We start from the raw sequence: 18,765 nt of genomic DNA on the forward strand, positions 1-18,765 counted from the left end.
AACCCTGCGCAGGGAAACGCGGGGCTAAGACCGTTTTCAATTGACAAATTGGGGGGAGAAGCCCGTGGCAGAGCCTGCGCATGGCCTTGGTGGCCTGAAATACGATCCAACGAAGAAAGCCCGCCCGCAAGAGTTGAATGTGTTCATCGCGTTCGTGATCATCGTGGTGGCCTTTGAAATTCTGGGCCGCCTGATCATTGGCGAAAGCTTTCTGTTCAACAGCCGCGAGGGCACTACGGGCCTGTTCAACACCCAGCGCCTGTCGATCATCATCCTGCAAGTCGCCACCGTCGGCATCATCGCCATTGGTGTGACGCAAGTGATCATCACCGGCGGCATTGATCTGTCGTCAGGCTCCATCGTCGGCGCCACCGCCATGGTCGCGATGAGTTTTGCGCAAACTGCCCTCGTCAACGGCAACCCCAACCCGAAGGCGATCTTCGGCGATTGGGCGATGGATTTGCCCATTCTGGTGCCAATCCTCGTCGGTCTAGCCTGCGGGTTGCTGGCGGGTCTGATCAACGGCGCATTGATCGCCTATACCAAAATCCCGCCCTTCATCGCTACTTTGGGTATGATGGTCTCCGCCCGAGGCTTCGCCCGCTGGTGGTCCACCGGCAACCCGATTTCCTTCCCGACCGAAAGCTACAACGCCATCGGTTCCGGGATGCGCCCGGTGTTCGTGTTCGTCGCCTTGGCGGTGCTGTTCCATCTGATCATGACCTACACCAAATACGGCAAACACTCCTATGCTATTGGCTCCAATGAACAAGCGACGCGGATGTCCGGCATCAACGTCGACCGTCACAAGGTGCTGGTCTATGTCATCGCCGGGATGCTGGCTTCCATCGCCGCCATCGTGGTCTCGTCGAAAGGCCAGACCGCGCAGGCGAATATGGGGGTGATGTATGAACTCGACGCCATCGCCATGGCCGTCATTGGCGGGATTTCCCTACAAGGCGGGCGCGGCTCGATCATCGGCACGGTGATAGGCGCTTTGATCTTCGGCGTGATCATCTCGGGCTTCACCTTCCTGAAACTCGACGCCTATTACCAAGAGATGGTGAAAGGCGCGATCATCGTCGGCGCGGTGGTGCTGGATCAATGGCGGCAAAAAAGCCGGGGGGCACGGGCATGAGCGAATTTATTCTGGAAACCCGTGGCCTGACCAAACGCTACGGCGGTGTGCACGCGCTGGAGGATGCCAATTTCAACCTGCGCCACGGCGAACATGTGGCGGTTGTAGGCGACAACGGTGCGGGCAAATCCACCTTCGTGCGCCAGATCACCGCCGTTGAACAACGCTCGGCAGGCGATGTGATTTTCGACGGCCATCCGGTGAATTTCGCAGGCCCCTTACAGGCCCGCGAGTCCGGCATCGAAACCGTGTTCCAAACCCTCGCCTTGGCCGATGACCTTGACGTGCCCTCAAACCTGTTTCTGGGCCGCGAGTTGTTCAAGTTCAAACTCGGCCCGTTCTCCATCCTCGACCGCAAGGCGATGCGCGAGAAAACCATGGAGGCGCTGAAAACGACGGCGGTGAAAATCCCCAACGTCGACAACCCGATCCGCAACATGTCGGGCGGTCAACGCCAATGCGTCTCGATTGCCCGCACGGCGGCGTTTGCCTCCAAACTGGTGATCATGGACGAACCGACGGCGGCGCTGGGCGTGCAGGAAACCGCACAGGTCGAAAACATCATCCGCGGTTTGAAAGAACGCGGCGTACCGTTGATCCTTGTGTCGCACAACCTGCGGCAAGTGTTTGATCTGGTCGACCGCATCGTCGTCTTCCGTCGCGGTCGCATCGTGGCCAGCTTGCGTCGCGATGAAACCGACGGCAACGACATCGTCAGCTACATCACCGGCGTCAAAGGTGGCGTTGAAGTCTAAGCTACGCCAGCGCGGCCTCTGGTAGGGGCCGCGCGAAGGGTCGGAATGTCATCGCCACCGCAAAAGCCGCCAACCCCAGCGCGAAACAGGTGATGTAAAGCCCGCCATAGCTCCCGGTCCGGTCAAAGATCCACCCACCCAGCACAGGCCCCGTCGCCATCCCCAAACTGCCCGCCATGCCCGTGCCGCCCATAATCGTCCCCATCATCTTCATCGGGAAATTCTCCCGCACCAGCACCGAATAGAGCGGCATGATCCCGGCATAGATAAAGCCAAACAGCGCCGCCACTGCGTAAAACTGCCCCAGATCGCGGGCGAAGAAATAGCCCAAAGCGCCAAACGCCTGCACCAGCAGCCCCGCCACCAGCACACGTTTCGCGCCAAACCGATCCCCCATCACGCCAAAGCCAATCCGCCCGAACATCCCGGCTATACCCTCCACCGAGTAAATCGACACCGCCGCCAGCGCCGCAATACCGCAAATCTCGGCATAGCTGACGGTGTGGAAAATCGGCCCGGAATGGGTGGCGCAGCAAAAGAAATTCGTCAAAACCAACACGACGAACTGCGGCGACCTTACCGCCCCCCGCACCGTCATGGCTGTATCCGGCGCATCAAACCCCACAACCTCCTCCTGCACAGGCGGCCGCTTCAACAGCAGTGCCAACGGCAAAGTCACCAGTGCCACCACCCCGGCCAAAATCATCAGCACCATGCGCCAGTCATAACTCTGCACCAACCACGCCGCCAAAGGCGACATGGTGACAGGCGCCATCCCCATCCCCGCCGAAACCAGCGACACCGCCAGCGACCGCTGCGTGGTAAACCACCCCGTCACCGTCGCCATCATCGGCGCGAAAAACGCCGCCACCGAGCCGCCCACCAACACGCCAAAAATCAACTGAAACGCCAGCAGTGACGGCGCATGGCCCGCCAGCCACAAACTCCCCGAGAACAGCGCCGCCCCCGCCATCACCACAGGCCGCGCGCCAAACCGATCCGACAGCGCCCCCCAAATCATCGCCATCGCCGCCATCGCCAGAAACGCAAAGGTCATCGCCGCCGAAATCCCGGTGCGCGACCACCCCGTCGCCTCGACCATCGGCGTCAGCAACACCGGCAGTGAGAACAAAGCCCCCATCGCCACGCAGCCCATCACCCCGCCTGCGGCCACGATCACCCAGCGATACTGTGCATCCGCCATGCTGCCCTCCTGCGACAACCCGCCGCTTGTCCTGCTCCAAGTAGTTTGATATCAATATAAAATGCAGCAATCAAGCCTCCCCATCGAAACCGTCCTTCAGATCCGCGATCAATGCCTGTGCCTTGCCGCCCAGCGCGCGGCGCGCAAACTGGCCCGCCGATTTGACCGCCTGTTCGCGCCTTTGGGTCTGACCAATGGCCAATTTTCCATGTTGGTGGCGCTCAGCGGCCAATGGCAGCCACGGATGGGAGAACTGGCCGAGTTTCTGGCGATGGATGCCACCACGATGACCGCCGCCGCGAAAACCCTTGAGAAACGCGGGCTATTGCACTTGATCCCCGACCAAGCCGACGCCCGCGCCCGGCGCCCCGTGCTCACCGAGGCAGGGCGCGTTCTTATTGCGCAAGCGGCACCGCTCTGGTGCGCCGAGCACGGCAAACTTCATGCCGAACTGGCCGAAACCCAAGCGTCAACCGATCCCAAAGCCTTGGCACAGCTTTTGTCGCAGCTTGGCTGAACAGGCTTTGGCGGAGGCGTGGGCTTAGCCGCAAACGTGGCCTTAGCCTGAAACTTGCTCTGGCTCTACGGTTTCCAACGGCGGCTCAGAGCGCTCCTCCAGCCCGCCGCGCTCGGCCCCCGGCAACAGCGTCTCAAAAGCGGGCTTGCCCAAAATCTCGGCGAATTTCACGATCAACTTCTGATCTACCTCTGTCGTCAACTCCCGCGCGCGCGCCACATAGGCCGCATTCTCAAAGTTCGGAATCTTCGGATCATAATGATCCGCCATCGCCCGCATGATTTTCTGATCAGCCACATGATAGACCTGCCGCATCGCTTCGGCCTGCTCGGGTGTCGCGCCCAATGCCTCGAACGCCGAACGCCCCATGCGGATCGAGCTGTCATAGGTTTCGCGGATAATATCCCGGCAGCCCGCCGCCCACAGATCATAAACATGGTTACGATCCACCGCCCGCGCGATCACATGCAGGTTCGGATAAGCGGCTACCGCATGGCGCACCATTTCGGTGATCTGGTCGCGATCATCAATCGCAATCACCAACAACTTGGCCTCGGCAATCCCGGCTGAATGCAGAATATCGGGGCGTGAGGCATCGCCAAAATAGGCCTTCACGCCAAATTTAGCCATCATTTCTAACTGCTTGCTGCTAAAGTCGATCACCGTGGTATGATACCCCGCCGCCCGCAGCATTCGATTGACCAAGCCGCCAACCCGGCCGATCCCTGCGATGATGATATGGCTTGGATCGGTGATCTCATCGGCCTCGCGCTGCGCCGTCTCGGCAAAGCGCGGGGCGATCACCTTGTCGTAAAAGATGAACAACCCCGGCGTCAGCAGCATCGACAAAGCCACGATCAACAGCAGCTTATCGGCAATTTCCGCAGGTAGAACGGCAGAGGACACCATCAACGAGATCAGCACAAAGCCAAACTCCCCCGCCTGCGCCAAAGCCAGCCCAAACAACCACTTATCCGCCGCAGCCAGCTTGAAAATCCGCCCCAGCACCAGCAACACCAGCACCTTCACCGCGATCAGCCCGAGCGTCAGCGCCAAAATCTGCCCCAGATTGCCCCAGAGCAGCGCAAAATTCACCCCCGCACCGACCGTCATGAAAAACAACCCCAGCAGCAGCGCCTTGAACGGGTCGATGTCCGATTCTAACTCATGCCGATACTCAGAGTTCGCCAGCACCACCCCCGCGAGGAACGTCCCCAAAGCCGGCGACAACCCCACCAGCGTCATCAGCAAGGCAATGCCAATCACCATCATCAACGCCGTCGCCGTGAACAATTCATGCAACTGCGCCGAGGCGACAAACCGGAACACTGGACGGGTCAGGTAACTGCCGCCCAGCACCACGCCGATGATTGCGGCAATGTTGACCAAAGCCACCTGCCAGCCATTCATTCCCGCGACCAAAGTGAACGCCTCGGCATGATCGGTCACGCTATGCGTGCCCTGCAACTCCGGCAAAGCCAGCAGCGGGATCAGCGCCAGCATCGGGATCACCGCAATATCCTGCGTCAAAAGCACCGCGAAACTGGCTTGGCCCGCGTCGCTTTTCAGCAGGCCCTTTTCGCCCAAACTCTGCAAAACAATCGCGGTCGATGACAGCGAAAACACCAGCCCCACCGCCATCGCCACCGACCAGACTTGACCCACCGCCATCGCCACGGCCATCACCGCCAGCACGGTTAAGGCCACCTGCCCACCGCCCAAGCCCAGCAGCCGCGCCCGCATGTCCCACAGGTTCTTCGGCTCCAGCTCCAGCCCGACCAGAAACAGCATCATCACCACGCCGAATTCGGCAAAATGCTGGATCGAAACCAGATCAACCTGCAAAATCGCCAACACCGGGCTGATCAAAATCCCCGCGATCAGATAACCCAGCACCGAGCCCAAGCCCAACCGTGCCGCAATCGGCACCGCAAACACCCCGGCGACAAGGAAGATGAACGCCAGCAACAGAAAATCGGTCATGCGGAAATCCTCAAGGACTGCCGTGTTTTACGCGAGAATCGTTACCGCAAACAGCCGATTTTGAGAAAAATCGTGGCCCCGCCACAACGGAGCCACTTGCGCACCGAAGCGGCGCATAGCTGGATCATCTGCCGCAATACCAGGCGGTCAAACCGTGGTCGGCGCAGGCGCACCGCCCTCAAACCGATTGCCATGGCGATAATCGCACGGCGCTTCCTGCATCTGCAAATGCAAGCCTGTCCCGGTATAAGGATGTGCCCGCGCGACATCCTCGTCGAACTCAATCCCCAACCCCGGAGCCATGGGCGGCAGGATATAACCATCCTCCCATTTCAAACTGTTCTTGATCAGCTTCAGATGAAATTCGCCGCCAGTCTGGATCGTCTCGGCCATCAGGATATTCGGGATCGACACCGCAAAATGCACGTTCGCCGCCCATTCCACCGGGCCCGCATAAAGATGCGGTGCCATCTCGGCGTTATAAACCTCGGCCATCGCCGCGATTTTCTTGGCCTCCCAAATGCCGCCAACCCGCCCCAAAGCCGGTTGCAAAATCCGCACTCCGCCATGCCGCAACAGCGCGCCAAATTCGGCCTTGGTGGTCAACCGTTCCCCCGTCGCCAGCGGCACCCGCACCGAGCGCGCCACTTCGGCAAACTCGGCCAGATTGTCCGGCGGGATCGGCTCTTCATACCACAGCGGGTTATAGGGCTCGATCGCCACCCCCAGCCGGATCGCCCCCGGCGTGGTAAATTGCCCATGCGTGCCGAACAAAAGATCGGCCTTGTCGCCTACCGCCTCGCGGATTTTCTTGCAGAACTCAACCGAGCGCGAAATATCCGACATCGCAGGCTCATGCCCGCCGCGAATGGTATAGGGGCCAGCGGGGTCGAACTTCACCGCCGTAAAGCCCTGCTTCACGCAGCGCGCCGCAGCCTCCGCCGCCATATCCGCATTCACCCAGAAATCCGCCGGGATCTCGCCCGGCTCGGGATAAAGATAGGTATACGAGCGCACCTTCTCATTCATCATCCCGCCCAGCAGAGCCCAAACCGGCCGATCGCGCGCCTTGCCAAGGATATCCCAGCAGGCAATCTCCAACCCCGAAAACGCCCCCATCACCGTGGGGTCAGGCCGCTGGGTAAAGCCCGAAGAATAGGCGCGGCGATACATCAACTCGATGTTCTCCGGGTTCTCACCCAGCATATGCCGCTCAAACACATCGTGGATCACCGCATCCATCGCGCGCGGGCCAACGGTCGAGGCATAGCACTCGCCATAGCCGACGATGCCATTGTCCGTGGTCAGCTTGACAAAGGTCCAATAGCGCCCGCCCCAGCCCGGCGCAGGCGGCGCTACAGTGAAAATCTCAAGATCGCGCAGCTTCATAAAGCACCCCCTGTTTGGGGTCAGGCTAACTTAGGATCGCTCCGCTTCGCGCGTCCCCGCGACAAAGAGTATAACAACCGCGACCATAAGTGTCGCAGACAGCAGAAACGGCGCGCCGGGCAGGTAAAGCGGCGCGGAAGCCGAAGTGAAAACCCCAAACACCCAAGTCATCACCAAGGGTGAGATAATCATCGCCAATGCGTTCAGCGACGAATTCACCCCCTGCAACTCGCCCTGCTGATTTTCCGGCACTGCCCGTGACATCATCGCCTGCAAACTCGGCCCGGTCACCCCGCCCAAAGCCGCAATCGGCGTGAACACCAAGGCCCAAAACCCCGAGGTGGCAAAGCCGTAAAACCCGTAAGACACCGCCTCCAGCCCCATCCCCACCGCCGCCGTGCGCCGCTCGCCCAACCGCCGGATCATCGGAGCCACCAACAACGCCTGCGTCAAAGCCATGCAGACCCCGAACGCCGCCAGCGCAAAGCCAATCCATTGCGCGTTCCAACCAAACGCCGCCTTGCTGTAATACGACCAGATCGCGGGCCAAACGTTGAAGGTCACCGCATAAAGAAAACTGACCAGCAGCAACCGCTTCAACCCCGGCAACCGCCGAATTGCGCGCAAAGATGCCAAAGGATTGGCCCGCGCCAGCGTAAACCCGCGTCGGTTCGCCAAACTCAAACTCTCTGGCATCACAAACCAGCCAAACACCAGATTCGCCAAAGCCAACCCCGCCGCGACCCAAAACGGTGCCCGCACGTCAATCCCGGCCAGCAAGCCGCCCAGCATCGGCCCCGCGACAAAACCAATGCCAAACCCCGCCCCGATCAGCCCAAACCGTTTCGCCCGCTGATCCGGGGGCGAGATATCCGCGACATAAGCATTCGCCGTCGAATGTGTCGCCGCCGCCACCCCTGCCACAAGCCGCGCTGCCAGTAACAACCAAACCGTGTGCGCCAAAGCCATCGCGACATAATCCAGCGCCATCACCGCCAACGACACCAACAGCACCGGCCTGCGGCCATAGCGGTCCGACAAATTTCCCACCAAAGGCCCGCACAAAAACTGCATCACCGCAAACGAGGCCGCCAAAACGCCGCCCCAAAGTGCCGCCTCGCCCAAGCCCGCGTGCGTCACATCTTCCATCAAATCTGGCATCACCGGAAAGATCAGCCCGATGCCAATCGCATCCAGCGCCACGGTGAACAGAATGAACAGCAAACTCAGATTGGCGCGGGCGAACATGAAAACCTCAAATCAAACGAATGTCTGACATAAACCAAATTCCCGACAATTCGATTAAAATTGTCATCCTCTGTGCTCAAATATCCCGGGGGTGCGGGGGCTGGCCCCCGCTCTAACGCCTCAACCAACCCCCCGCACCATCGTAGCGATCTCCCCCGCCAACCGCTCCGGCATCGCCAAAAATGGCGAATGCCCGCAGGGCAGGGCGTTCTGCGGATCAATCCCCCGCGCCATATGCGCCTGAAACGCCGGTGGAATAGCCCGGTCGTCCAGACAGGAAATATAGCCCCGAGGCAGCGCCTCCGCAGCCGTCACATCCGCAAGCGCCGTCTCCATCGGATCCAATGCCTCCCAACACAACCGCGCGCTTTCATCCGCGCAATCATGAAAAAACAAATCCTTAGCGAGTGCCGGATCAAACCCAAACACCCCGCGCGCCCGGTCCACCATGAAAGCCCCGTCCAAAGGCCGCTCCGCCCAGCCCTTGCGCATCTCGGCCAAAGACCGCCCCGCCGCGGGCACATAGCCGCAGACATAAACCAACCCGCGCACCAAGGGCGACACCGCCGCCGCCGTGATCGCAAACCCGCCCGCCGAATGGCCCACCAACACACTCGGGCACCGCAACCCTGCCATCAGCGCTTCCACCTGCGCCTCCAGCGACACCGCTTCCCCACGCCCCGGCAAATCCACTGCCCGCGCAGCCACGCCCAACGCCGCCAAAGCCGGGATCACCCGCGCCCAAGCCCAAGCGCCATGGCAGGCGCCATGCACCAGCACGACGTCAAACATGACCAATCGAGCGCAAAAACTCCGCAATCACCCCCGCATATTCCGCAGGCTTCTCCACCATCGGCAGATGCCCCGCCCCGCGCATCAAATGAAACCGGCTGCCCAAAATCAAATCCGCCGTCTCGCGCACCAAATCCGGCGGCGTCGTGCCATCATGCGCCCCCGCGATCGCCAACGTGGGCAAGGTCAGCCCCGCCGTGGGCGTGTAAAAATCCGTCCCCGCAATCGCCGAGGCACAACCGACCCAGCCGCGGGCATCCATGCCCTCCAGCATCGCCCGCACCCGAGGCATCCCCGCCACCTCGCGCCACTTGCGGCCAAACATCCGCTCCATCGCGCCCGGCGCATAAGCCGCCAGCCCCTCGGCCTGCACAGAAGCCACCCGCTCGCCCCACATCTGCGCCGAGCCGATCTTGGCGGCGGTATTCGACAACACCATGCCGCGCACCAGATCCAGCCGCTTCACCGCCAGCCCCTGCGCCACCAGCCCGCCCAAACTCAGCCCCACCACCACCGCATCGCGCAGCCCAAAATGCGCCATCATCCGCTCAGCGTCGCGGATCAGCGCCCCCATCGCATAGGGTGGCTCTGGCACGTCCGACAGCCCATGCCCGCGCTGATCAAACCGCAAAATCCGGCAGCCAGCGGGCAACAACGGCACCACCTCATCCCAGATCGCAAGCCCAGTCCCCAAAGCGTGCAACAGCACCACCGCAGGCCCGCCCACTGGCCCCGAAACCTCTGCATTCAACCGAATATCGTCGAGATAGACCAAGCCCATCAGCCAAACCGCTCCATCGCACCCCGAAACACCGCCGGATCGACATTGCCGCCCGAAGCCACCGCAATCACCGTCTCCGGCAACCCCTCGCGGAACAATGCCGCAGCCAGTGCCACCGCCCCACCCGGCTCCAGCACGATGCGCAAATGCTGAAACGCCAGCACCATCGCCCGCAGCGCCTCATCATCGCTCACCACCAGCCCCGGCCCGCACAGCCTTTGCATGATCGGAAAGGTAATCTCCCCCGGCGTCGGCGTCACAATTGCATCGCAGATCGACCCCGCCAGCGCGACATTCCGCACCCGCGCGCCCAAAGCCAAAGACCGCGCCACATCATCAAACCCCGCAGGCTCACAGGTGCGCACCCGAAACCGCCCCTCGCAAGCCAGCGCGACCCCTGATGTCAGCCCGCCACCACCGCAACAGGTCAACACCTCGGCCTCGCCGCCAAACCCCGCCTCAAACTGCGCCACAATCTCAAGGCCCACCGAGCCTTGCCCCGCAATCACCTCCGGCTCATCATAGGGCTTCACCAAAACCAGCCCACGCTGCGCAGCCAACGCCGCCCCAATCGCATCGCGGTCCTCGGTCTCCCGATCATAGAGAACCACCTCCGCGCCATAAGCCCGCGTGTTCTCAATCTTCACGCTTGGCGCATCCGACGGCATCACGATCACCGCCGCCAAGCCGTGCTGATGCGCAGCCAAAGCCACTCCCTGCGCATGATTGCCCGAGGAAAACGCAATAACCCCCTTGGCCTCCCGCAAAGCCGAAACCGCCGCCCAGCCGCCGCGATACTTAAAGCTGCCCGTCCATTGCAGACATTCCGCCTTGACCACCACCCGCCGCCCGGCAATCCGGTCGAGCAATGGCGCATTCAGCAACGGCGTCACCCGCGCATGGCCCTGCAACCGAGTCGCCGCCGCCCGGATCATCTCGATATTCATCTGCAAGCCTCCAGAAACGTCCGCACCACCGCCAAACTTTCCGGCTCATCCAGAAACGGAATATGCGCCCGGTCCGGCACCTGCCCAAACATCATATCCGGCCTGCGCGCCTGCATCTCAACCACCGTTTCCATCGACAACAAATCCGAATTCTCCCCCCGGATCAGCGCCAAAGGCAGCCCCGCGCAGGCGTCAAACAACGGCCAAGCATCCACCGCTGGCCCCTCAAACCCCGCCAGAAAACTCTCGCGCAGCGCCGGATCATAGGTGATCCGCAACCCCTCCGGCCCTTCAGTATAATGCAGCCGCGCCTCCTCCGCCCACCGCTCCGCCCCAACCACAAACCCCGGCATCGCCCCCGGCAACCGCTCGGCCAGCGCCGCATGCGTTTTCACAAAAGGATTGCGCCCGACGTAATCGAAGATCCGCTCCAACCCTTTGCGCTCAATCACCGGGCCAATGTCGTTCAAACACAACCCCGCCAGCCGATCCTTCGCCAAAACCGCCAGCAACATCCCGATCAACCCGCCGCGCGATGTCCCCAACACCGCCGCCCGCGAAACCCCCAGATGGTCCAGCAACGCCAAAGCATCCTGCGCCTCTTGCAAAACGGTATAGCTCGCAGCCCCCGTCCAAGCACTTTCCCCCCGCCCACGATAATCCATGCGGATCAAGCGCACGGGGGGCAGATGCGGGCGCAAATAGTCAAAATCACCCATCGTCCGGGTCAGCCCGGCCAGACACAGCAAGGGCAACCCTGCACCCTCATCGGCATATGCCAGCTTCGCCCCATCCGCCGCCGTGAAAAATTCGACCATATCCGCCCCCATTTGCCGCCAACCTGCCACGGGCAGGGCAGGGGGGAAAGGGGGTGCGGCAACAGCAAAGCTTGTAGACCCGTGTGGGCGGGCTTAGACGAGCGCCAAGCTAGCAAGGGCGAGATCATGGCCGACACCACCACCGAACAACGCGCGAAATCCAAAAAAGTCGGTGCCCTGCGCGGCCTCTGGCCCTTCCTGCGCCCGTATCGCCCGATGATGATCACCGCTGGCCTCGCGCTGATCCTCACTGCCTCGGTCAGCTTGATCCTGCCCATGGCTGTCCGCCGGGTCATCGACAACTTCAACGCGGGCGACCTTGGCCTTGTCGATAAATACTTCGGTGCGGCCCTGCTGATCGCCGCCACCTTGGCCATCGGCACCGGTATCCGCTACTATTTCGTCACTCGACTGGGCGAGCGCGTCGTCACCGACATCCGCCGCGCGTTGTTTGATCGCGTCATGGGCATGAGTCCGGCGTATTTTGAGAAAATCCTGACCGGCGAAGTCCTTAGCCGCATCACCACCGACACCACGCTGATCCTGTCCGTCATCGGCTCGTCGGTTTCCGTCGCCCTGCGCAACATGCTGACGGTGCTGGGCGGTATGGTGCTGATGAGCTTGACCTCCTTCAAACTCACCGGATTGGTGCTGCTGATCGTCCCCGCCATCATCATCCCCATCGTCACCCTTGGCCGCCGCCTGCGCAACCAAAGCCGCGAGAACCAAGACTGGATCGCGCAAAGCTCCGGCAAAGCCTCCGAAGCCCTGTCCGCCGTGCAAACCGTCCAGAGCTTCACCCACGAAACCCTGACCCGCGCCGATTTCGCCGCCGTGTCCGAGCAAAGCTTCACCTCCGCCAAAACCCGCATGGCCACCCGCGCTGCGATGACTGTCATCGTGATCTTCCTCGTTTTCGCGGGCGTCGTCGGCGTGCTCTGGATGGGCGCACGCGATGTCCGCGCAGGCACCATGACCCCCGGCCAACTGGTGCAATTCGTCATCTACGCGGTTCTCGTCGCCGGAGCCGTCGGTTCGCTCTCCGAAATCTGGGGAGAACTCCAACGCGCCGCAGGGGCCACCGAGCGCCTCGTCGAAATGCTGGACGCCACCGATCCCGTAGCCGAACCGCTCCACCCCGCCACGCTGACACGCCCGGTAAAAGGCGCGATCACCCTAGACAACGTGGAATTCCACTACCCCGCCCGCCCCAATGCCCCCGCCCTGCACGGCATCTCCCTCACCGTGCAACCCGGCGAAACCGTCGCCCTCGTCGGCCCCTCGGGTGCCGGCAAATCCACAGTCCTGCAACTCCTGATGCGCTTCTATGACCCGCAATCCGGCAGCCTCGCCCTCGACGGCCAAGACCTGAAATCCCTCGCCCGCGAGGATTTCCGCGCCGCCATGGCCTTGGTGCCACAAGACCCCGTCATCTTCGCCACCTCCGCCCTGGAAAACATCCGCTTCGGCCGCCCCGACGCGACCCAAACCGAAGTCGAAGCCGCCGCAAAAGCCGCCGCCGCCCATGACTTCATCGCAGCCCTACCAAACGGCTATGACACCTACCTAGGCGAGCGCGGCGTCATGCTCTCCGGCGGTCAAAAACAACGCATCGCCATCGCCCGTGCCATCCTGCGCGACGCCCCGGTGCTGCTGCTCGATGAAGCCACCTCCGCCCTAGACGCCGAATCCGAACGCGCCGTGCAAGCCGCCGTCGATCACCTCTCGCATGGCCGCACCGTCATCGTCGTCGCCCACCGCCTTGCCACCGTCAAACGCGCCGACCGCATCGTCGTCCTCGACCAAGGCCGCATCGCAGCCATCGGCACCCACGACGAACTCGTCGCCCAAGGTGGCCTCTATGCCCGCCTCGCCCGCCTGCAATTCACCGACGGCAACCTAAACCCCTAAGACGGCACTCTTACCCCCTGACGTTGCGTTTTCCCCGCCGCTTTTCCTTGCCCCAGCCCACAATCTTCCCCATCTTGAACCGATCGAGGCCGCAACAGAACGGCCCGGTATCCGAAAGACCACAGGGGAGGAACATCATGACAGGCGGCTTCGCATCACGCGCCGATCTCAAAGCCATTGAGGCGGAATCATCGTGGGAAAACCGCGACATCGCCCATTCGATCTATGATTTCCTCTCACGCACCCGAGCCAAACACGGCCCCCGGCCCGCGATAAGCTACCAACTGCTCTCCGGCCCCCGCGACCCCGCACAAACCCTGACATGGGATCAGTTGCACGCCAAAGTCACTCAAGCCGCCAACCTGTTCCGCAGCTTGGGCGTTGGCCCCAATGATGTGGTCGCCTACGTGCTGCCAAACGCGCTGGAGACCGCCGTCACCCTTCTGGCCGGGGCCACCGCAGGCATCGTCAACCCGATCAACCCGCTGCTGGAACCGTCGCAAATCTCGTCGATCCTGCGCGAAACCGGGGCGAAAGTCGTCGTCACCCTGAAAGCTTTCCCGAAAACCGATCTGGCGCAAAAGGTGGCCGAAGCTGTCCAGCACGCCCCGAGCGTCAAAACTATCCTCGAAGTCGATCTCAACTGCTACCTCAGCCCGCCGAAAAGCTGGATCGTGCCGTTTGTGCGTCCGAAAAACCCCATCCACCACACCGCCAATGTCAAAAACTTCACCACCGAATGCGCTCGCCAACCCGCCGATAAACTGACCTTCGCTGATCGCACCAAAGACCACACCGCCGCCTATTTCCACACCGGCGGCACCACCGGCATGCCAAAAGTCGCGCAACACCGCGCCTCTGGCATGATCTACAACGGCTGGCTTGGCGCAACTCTGCTGTTCCGCGAAACCGATACCGTGATGTGCCCGCTGCCGCTGTTCCACGTCTTCGCTGCCTACCCGATCTTGATGTCGATGATCGCCTCCGGCGCACATGTGGTCTTCCCCACCCCCGCTGGCTACCGCGGCGAAGGCGTTTTCGACAACCTGTGGAAGCTGATCGAACGCTGGCAAGCGACCTACCTTGTCACCGTGCCCACAGCACTTTCCGCTCTGCTGCAACGCCCGGTCAACGCCAAAATCGACTCCCTCCGGGGTGCCTTCTCCGGCTCCGCCCCACTCCCAATCGAGCTGTTCAACCGCTTTCAGAAAATCACCGGCGTGCAGATCGTCGAAGGCTACGGCCTGACCGAATGTACCTGCCTTGTCGCCGTTAACCCGCCCGATGGCGCGAAGAAAATCGGCTCGGTCGGCCTCGCCTTTCCCTATACAGAAATCCGCATCCTGCAAAAAACCCCAGACGGTTTCCGCATCTGCGACACCGATGAAGTCGGCGAAATCTGCGTCTCCAACCCCGGCGTTCTGCCCGGTTCGACCTATACCGAGCTCGATAAGAACCGTGATCTGTTCGCCGATGGTATTTTCCTGCGCACCGGCGATCTGGGCCGCCTCGACGCCGATGGCTACCTTTTCATCACCGGACGCGCCAAGGATCTGATTATCCGTGGCGGCCACAACATCGACCCGGCCGTGATCGAAGAGGCCTTGATGGGCTGCGAAGGCGTCGGCTTTGTCGGGGCCATCGGCCAGCCCGATGCCCATTCGGGTGAGTTGCCCTGCGCCTATGTCGAGCTTGGGAAAGGGGCGACCGTCACTGTCGAGCAACTGATGGATTACGCCAAAGCCCATATCGCCGAGCGTGCGGCTCAGCCGAAATACATCGAAATTCTGCCGGAATTGCCAAAAACCGCCGTCGGCAAGGTTTTTAAGCCTGACCTGCGCCGCTTGGCGATCACCCGCACTTACAACGCCGCCTTGGCCGAAGCCAAGCTGCCGGTGACGGTGCGCGCAGTGGTCGAGGATAAAAAGCGCGGCCTTGTCGCCAAACTTACAGCCTCCGGCCCGGCTTCGACCGAAGCCGTCGCCGCCGTGCTGGGGGCATTTACCCAAAGCTGGGATTGGGTGGAAAAGCCTTAAACCACAGGTTGAAAACCACTAACCCACCAAAGATGACAGCCAAATTCATTTGCGAAACGGCGGATTTTCTCCGATCTTTCTCACAGAAATGTGAGGAGGATCGCCATGAAGCTTTGGCAAATGGGAATGGGTGCAGTGATGTTGGGCTTCGGTTTGGCCCCAAGCTTGGCGCAGGCCGAGCAAGAAACCCTGTTCCAGCACAAAAACTGGATGGTGGCGGTCAACAGCTTTGACGATGGCTCAATCGCCTGCCAAGCAGCGGTGGATGAGGGCTCGGAAAGCTTCACCATCTGGGTATTTCAGGACCAATCGGTGCGCTTGCAATTCTACTCCACCGACTGGAACTTCACCGAGGGCGAGACCGCCGATCTGCAAGTCGAAGTTGACCGCCGCGGTGAATGGAGCCTGTCCAACGCCACCCTGACCGGCAATTCGGCATTGTTCGATTTGCCTGATGGCGACAAAGGCGTGCGTTTCCTCGTCGAGGTCGCCGAAGGTCGCACCGCCCATCTGCGCGACGCCGATGGCACCGGGGTGCGCGATTACCCGCTGGCAGGCTCAAAGGCCTCAATGTCAGCGCTGATCGAATGTGCTGACGGCATCAAATAGGTAAAACATCGGTGCGGGGCAGGGCGCTCCGCACCATCCAACCGCTAAACTTTGTCTAAAATTGTCATCCTCTGTGCTCAAATATCCTCGGGGTCTGGGGGGCGAGCCCCCCAGCCTTTGCCTGCACCCCGTGCAAACGTTAACAAACCCTTAAAACCGCCACCCCAAGTCCCTAAATCAAAACACTAAAAAAAGGTCCCGAGTTGGGACCGTCACAAATCATCGGTATCCATCCAGATCGTCACCGGCCCATCATTGTGCAGGGCCACATCCATATCCGCGCCAAAAATCCCGTTGGAAACCGCGATCCCCTCCGCCGCCACCCGTCCGGAAAAATACTCATAAAGCCGCCGCCCTTCCTCCGGTGCCGCCGCATAAGAAAACCCCGGCCGATTGCCGCGCAAATCCGCAGCCAAAGTAAACTGAGACACCACCAAAGCCGCCCCACCCGCATCCTTCACCGACAGGTTCATCTTGCCAGCCGCATCCTTAAATATCCGCAGCTTGGCAATCTTGGCAGCCAGTTTATCCGCCTGAACCTCGCCGTCCCCCTGCATCGCACAGACCAAGATCAGCAACCCCGCGCCAATCTCCCCCACCACTGCGCCATCCACCGACACAGAAGCGCGGGAAACCCGCTGCAGCAGCGCCCTCAAAGTTCGTTGGCCCAAGGCGGATTGGCCCCGGCACGGCTGACAGTCACCGCCGCCGCCCGCGTCCCCAACGATAAGGCCGCATCCAACTCCGCATCTGTCAGGCTGGCCACCCGCGCCTTCGACAAAGCCCCCGCCTGATGCAATGCCGCCAAAACCCCCGCGTTGAACGTATCCCCCGCGCCAACCGTATCAACCACCGTCACCTTCTGCGCCGCGACAAACCGATCCTGCGACGCCGTCACCGCCCGTGCTCCAGCCGCGCCTTCCGTGATAAAAACCACCGAAGGCCCCTTCGCCAGAATCCCACGCGCCAACCCAAACAGATCGCCCGCCCCCCCGAGCCAGTGCAAATCTTCATCCGACAGCTTCACAATATCCGCCCGCGCCACCATCCGCTCAATCCGCGCGCGATATTCCACCTCTTTGCCCGCGATAAACCCGGGCCGGATGTTCGGATCAATCATCGTCACCCGAAGTGGGGCCTCGCGCGCCTGCAACGCCTCATAAGTGCTGGCCGCCGGATCATTCACCAGACAAATCCCGCCCACAAACACCGCCTCAATCTCATCGCCCAAGCTTGGCAAATCCGCCAGCGCCAGCATCCGCCCGGCCGTGCCCTCATCATAAAACGCGTAAGTTGCCTGCCCATTCACCAGCTTGACAAAAGCCACCGTGGTCGGGCGATCCGAGCGCGCACATAGCGAGATATCCACGTTCGATGCCGTCAGCGTATCCGCCAAAATCTCGCCCAGCATGTCGTTTGAGATGCCCGAGAAAAATCCCGAAGGTGCCCCGAGCCGCCCCAAAGCCATCGCCGTGTTGAACACCGCCCCCCCGGCATAGGGCGCAAAAGCCGCCTCACCCAAGGTCGAGCTGCGCGGCAGCATGTCGATCAAAGCTTCACCACAGGACAGAATCATCACGGCCTCCTTGCGCATTTGCGCGAGATTACACGACACGCCGCTGTTAGCGCAAACAGTGGCTCAGGCGAAAAATGGTTTCAAATTGGCGCGCACACGGTCCAGCGGCGTCGCACCGGTCAGATCGGGCACAAATGTCTGCCCGGTGATCGCCTCAAACGCCTCGATATAGACTTTTGAGGTCGCGAGGATGATCTCCGCCGGAATTTCCGGGATGTCATCCACATAAGGATCACAGCGCGCACCGACCCACGAGCGGATCACATCCTTGTCGAAACTCGGCGGACGCGTGCCCGCTTCAAAAGCCGCCTGATAGCCCGAGGCGATCCAATAGCGGCTGGAATCCGGCGTGTGAATCTCATCGGCGATCAGGATATTCCCGTCAGTATCCAGCCCAAACTCATACTTGGTATCGACCAAAATCAACCCACGCTCGGCCGCCATCTTCTGCCCGCGCGCGAACAAAGCCAGCGCCTTGGCTGACACATCCGCCCATTGCGCGGCAGTCAGAAGCCCTTGCGAAACAATCTCCTTCGCCGTCAGAGGCTCGTCATGCGCGCCGTCGAATGCCTTTGAGGTTGGCGTGATGATCGGGGCCGCCAGCACCTGATTGTCACGCAAACCATCGGGAAGCACATGGCCATACATCGCCCGTACGCCCTTTTTGTACTGCGTCAAAACCGAGGTCGAAGTCGTCCCCGCCAGATAGCCACGCACCACCACTTCCACTGGCAGGATCGTCACATGCTTGCCGATCACCACATTCGGGTCCGGATAGGCCAGCACATGATTGGGGCAAATATCGGCAGTGTGATCAAACCAGAACCGCGCCATCTGCGTCAACACTTGGCCCTTGAACGGGATCGCCGCCAAAATCCGGTCAAACGCCGAAATCCGATCCGAAGAAATCAAAATCCGCCGCGCGGGTTGGTCTGCCGTAGCGGGCAGATCGTAGCAATCGCGCACCTTGCCGAAATAGGGGTTCGGCAGTTCCGCAATGCGGGCATGGTCAAGAACGCGGGAAAGATCGGTCACGGATTGGCCCCCAAGCTGCCCAAACA

At 61.4% G+C, this 18,765-nt stretch carries 17 protein-coding genes; 6 read left to right on the forward strand and 11 right to left on the reverse strand.

The window, feature by feature from the left end:
* Positions 1-64: 64 nt before the first annotated feature.
* Together ACS5RD_RS06785 and ACS5RD_RS06790 are read left to right on the forward strand one after the other, a co-directional pair.
* Positions 65-1,138 carry an ABC transporter permease gene (locus ACS5RD_RS06785; RefSeq protein ID WP_489930539.1) on the forward strand — a complete coding sequence of 358 codons (1,074 nt, stop codon included), beginning with the start codon at positions 65-67 and terminating at the stop codon, positions 1,136-1,138.
* Complete coding sequence (locus ACS5RD_RS06790; RefSeq protein WP_489930540.1) at positions 1,135-1,893, forward strand: ATP-binding cassette domain-containing protein; 759 nt, start codon at positions 1,135-1,137, stop codon at positions 1,891-1,893. The genes ACS5RD_RS06785 and ACS5RD_RS06790 overlap by 4 nt, the downstream gene beginning before the upstream one ends.
* A gap of 1 nt (position 1,894) precedes the next feature.
* Here ACS5RD_RS06790 and ACS5RD_RS06795 read toward each other — a convergent pair whose 3' ends face one another.
* Positions 1,895-3,097: an MFS transporter gene (locus ACS5RD_RS06795; protein ID WP_489930541.1), complete on the reverse strand. Its 1,203-nt coding sequence runs from the start codon at positions 3,095-3,097 to the stop codon at positions 1,895-1,897.
* A gap of 61 nt (positions 3,098-3,158) precedes the next feature.
* Here ACS5RD_RS06795 and ACS5RD_RS06800 point away from each other — a divergent pair, with 61 nt between their 5' ends.
* Entirely contained in the window at positions 3,159-3,614 is a 456-nt protein-coding gene (locus ACS5RD_RS06800; protein ID WP_489930542.1) for a MarR family winged helix-turn-helix transcriptional regulator, read from the forward strand.
* A 42-nt stretch (positions 3,615-3,656) separates the two neighbouring features.
* On the opposite strand, the gene ACS5RD_RS06805 is transcribed toward ACS5RD_RS06800, so the two are convergent.
* The 7 genes from ACS5RD_RS06805 to ACS5RD_RS06835 form a co-directional block, all read right to left on the reverse strand.
* Entirely contained in the window at positions 3,657-5,597 is a 1,941-nt protein-coding gene (locus tag ACS5RD_RS06805; RefSeq protein ID WP_489930543.1) for a cation:proton antiporter domain-containing protein, read from the reverse strand.
* A gap of 147 nt (positions 5,598-5,744) precedes the next feature.
* The gene (locus tag ACS5RD_RS06810) at positions 5,745-6,986 is read right to left on the reverse strand and encodes a mandelate racemase/muconate lactonizing enzyme family protein (protein WP_489930544.1); all 1,242 of its coding nucleotides are present in this window, start codon (positions 6,984-6,986) and stop codon (positions 5,745-5,747) included.
* 30 nt (positions 6,987-7,016) lie between these two features.
* Positions 7,017-8,234 carry a TCR/Tet family MFS transporter gene (locus tag ACS5RD_RS06815; protein ID WP_489930545.1) on the reverse strand — a complete coding sequence of 406 codons (1,218 nt, stop codon included), beginning with the start codon at positions 8,232-8,234 and terminating at the stop codon, positions 7,017-7,019.
* Between the two features lie 120 nt (positions 8,235-8,354).
* Positions 8,355-9,026 carry an alpha/beta fold hydrolase gene (locus tag ACS5RD_RS06820; RefSeq protein WP_489930546.1) on the reverse strand — a complete coding sequence of 224 codons (672 nt, stop codon included), beginning with the start codon at positions 9,024-9,026 and terminating at the stop codon, positions 8,355-8,357.
* The gene (gene pcaD / locus ACS5RD_RS06825) at positions 9,019-9,807 is read right to left on the reverse strand and encodes a 3-oxoadipate enol-lactonase (protein WP_489930547.1); all 789 of its coding nucleotides are present in this window, start codon (positions 9,805-9,807) and stop codon (positions 9,019-9,021) included. Before pcaD ends, ACS5RD_RS06820 begins: the two co-directional genes overlap by 8 nt.
* Entirely contained in the window at positions 9,807-10,754 is a 948-nt protein-coding gene (locus ACS5RD_RS06830) for a threonine ammonia-lyase (protein ID WP_489930548.1), read from the reverse strand. Before ACS5RD_RS06830 ends, pcaD begins: the two co-directional genes overlap by 1 nt.
* Positions 10,751-11,572, reverse strand: coding sequence for an alpha/beta fold hydrolase (locus tag ACS5RD_RS06835; RefSeq protein WP_489930549.1), 822 nt, complete (start codon positions 11,570-11,572; stop codon positions 10,751-10,753). Before ACS5RD_RS06835 ends, ACS5RD_RS06830 begins: the two co-directional genes overlap by 4 nt.
* Before the next feature lie 126 nt (positions 11,573-11,698).
* Between ACS5RD_RS06835 and ACS5RD_RS06840 the strand changes: the two genes are divergently transcribed.
* From ACS5RD_RS06840 to ACS5RD_RS06850, 3 genes are all read left to right on the forward strand, one after another.
* Positions 11,699-13,483, forward strand: a complete 1,785-nt coding sequence (locus ACS5RD_RS06840; RefSeq protein WP_489930550.1) for an ABC transporter transmembrane domain-containing protein — start codon at positions 11,699-11,701, stop codon at positions 13,481-13,483.
* Positions 13,484-13,620: 137 nt separating this feature from the next.
* Positions 13,621-15,519: an acyl-CoA synthetase gene (locus ACS5RD_RS06845; RefSeq protein WP_489930551.1), complete on the forward strand. Its 1,899-nt coding sequence runs from the start codon at positions 13,621-13,623 to the stop codon at positions 15,517-15,519.
* A gap of 105 nt (positions 15,520-15,624) precedes the next feature.
* Positions 15,625-16,128 carry a hypothetical protein gene (locus ACS5RD_RS06850; RefSeq protein WP_489930552.1) on the forward strand — a complete coding sequence of 168 codons (504 nt, stop codon included), beginning with the start codon at positions 15,625-15,627 and terminating at the stop codon, positions 16,126-16,128.
* Positions 16,129-16,340: 212 nt separating this feature from the next.
* Here ACS5RD_RS06850 and dtd read toward each other — a convergent pair whose 3' ends face one another.
* From dtd to ACS5RD_RS06865, 3 genes are all read right to left on the reverse strand, one after another.
* The gene (dtd, locus tag ACS5RD_RS06855) at positions 16,341-16,784 is read right to left on the reverse strand and encodes a D-aminoacyl-tRNA deacylase (protein WP_054005646.1); all 444 of its coding nucleotides are present in this window, start codon (positions 16,782-16,784) and stop codon (positions 16,341-16,343) included.
* Entirely contained in the window at positions 16,781-17,704 is a 924-nt protein-coding gene (locus tag ACS5RD_RS06860) for a carbohydrate kinase family protein (RefSeq protein WP_489930553.1), read from the reverse strand. Before ACS5RD_RS06860 ends, dtd begins: the two co-directional genes overlap by 4 nt.
* A gap of 63 nt (positions 17,705-17,767) precedes the next feature.
* The gene (locus ACS5RD_RS06865; protein ID WP_489930554.1) at positions 17,768-18,739 is read right to left on the reverse strand and encodes a phosphoribosylaminoimidazolesuccinocarboxamide synthase; all 972 of its coding nucleotides are present in this window, start codon (positions 18,737-18,739) and stop codon (positions 17,768-17,770) included.
* Between the last annotated feature and the right edge of the window lie 26 nt (positions 18,740-18,765).

It is taken from the genome of Cypionkella sp. PAMC25878 (genome assembly GCF_058135695.1).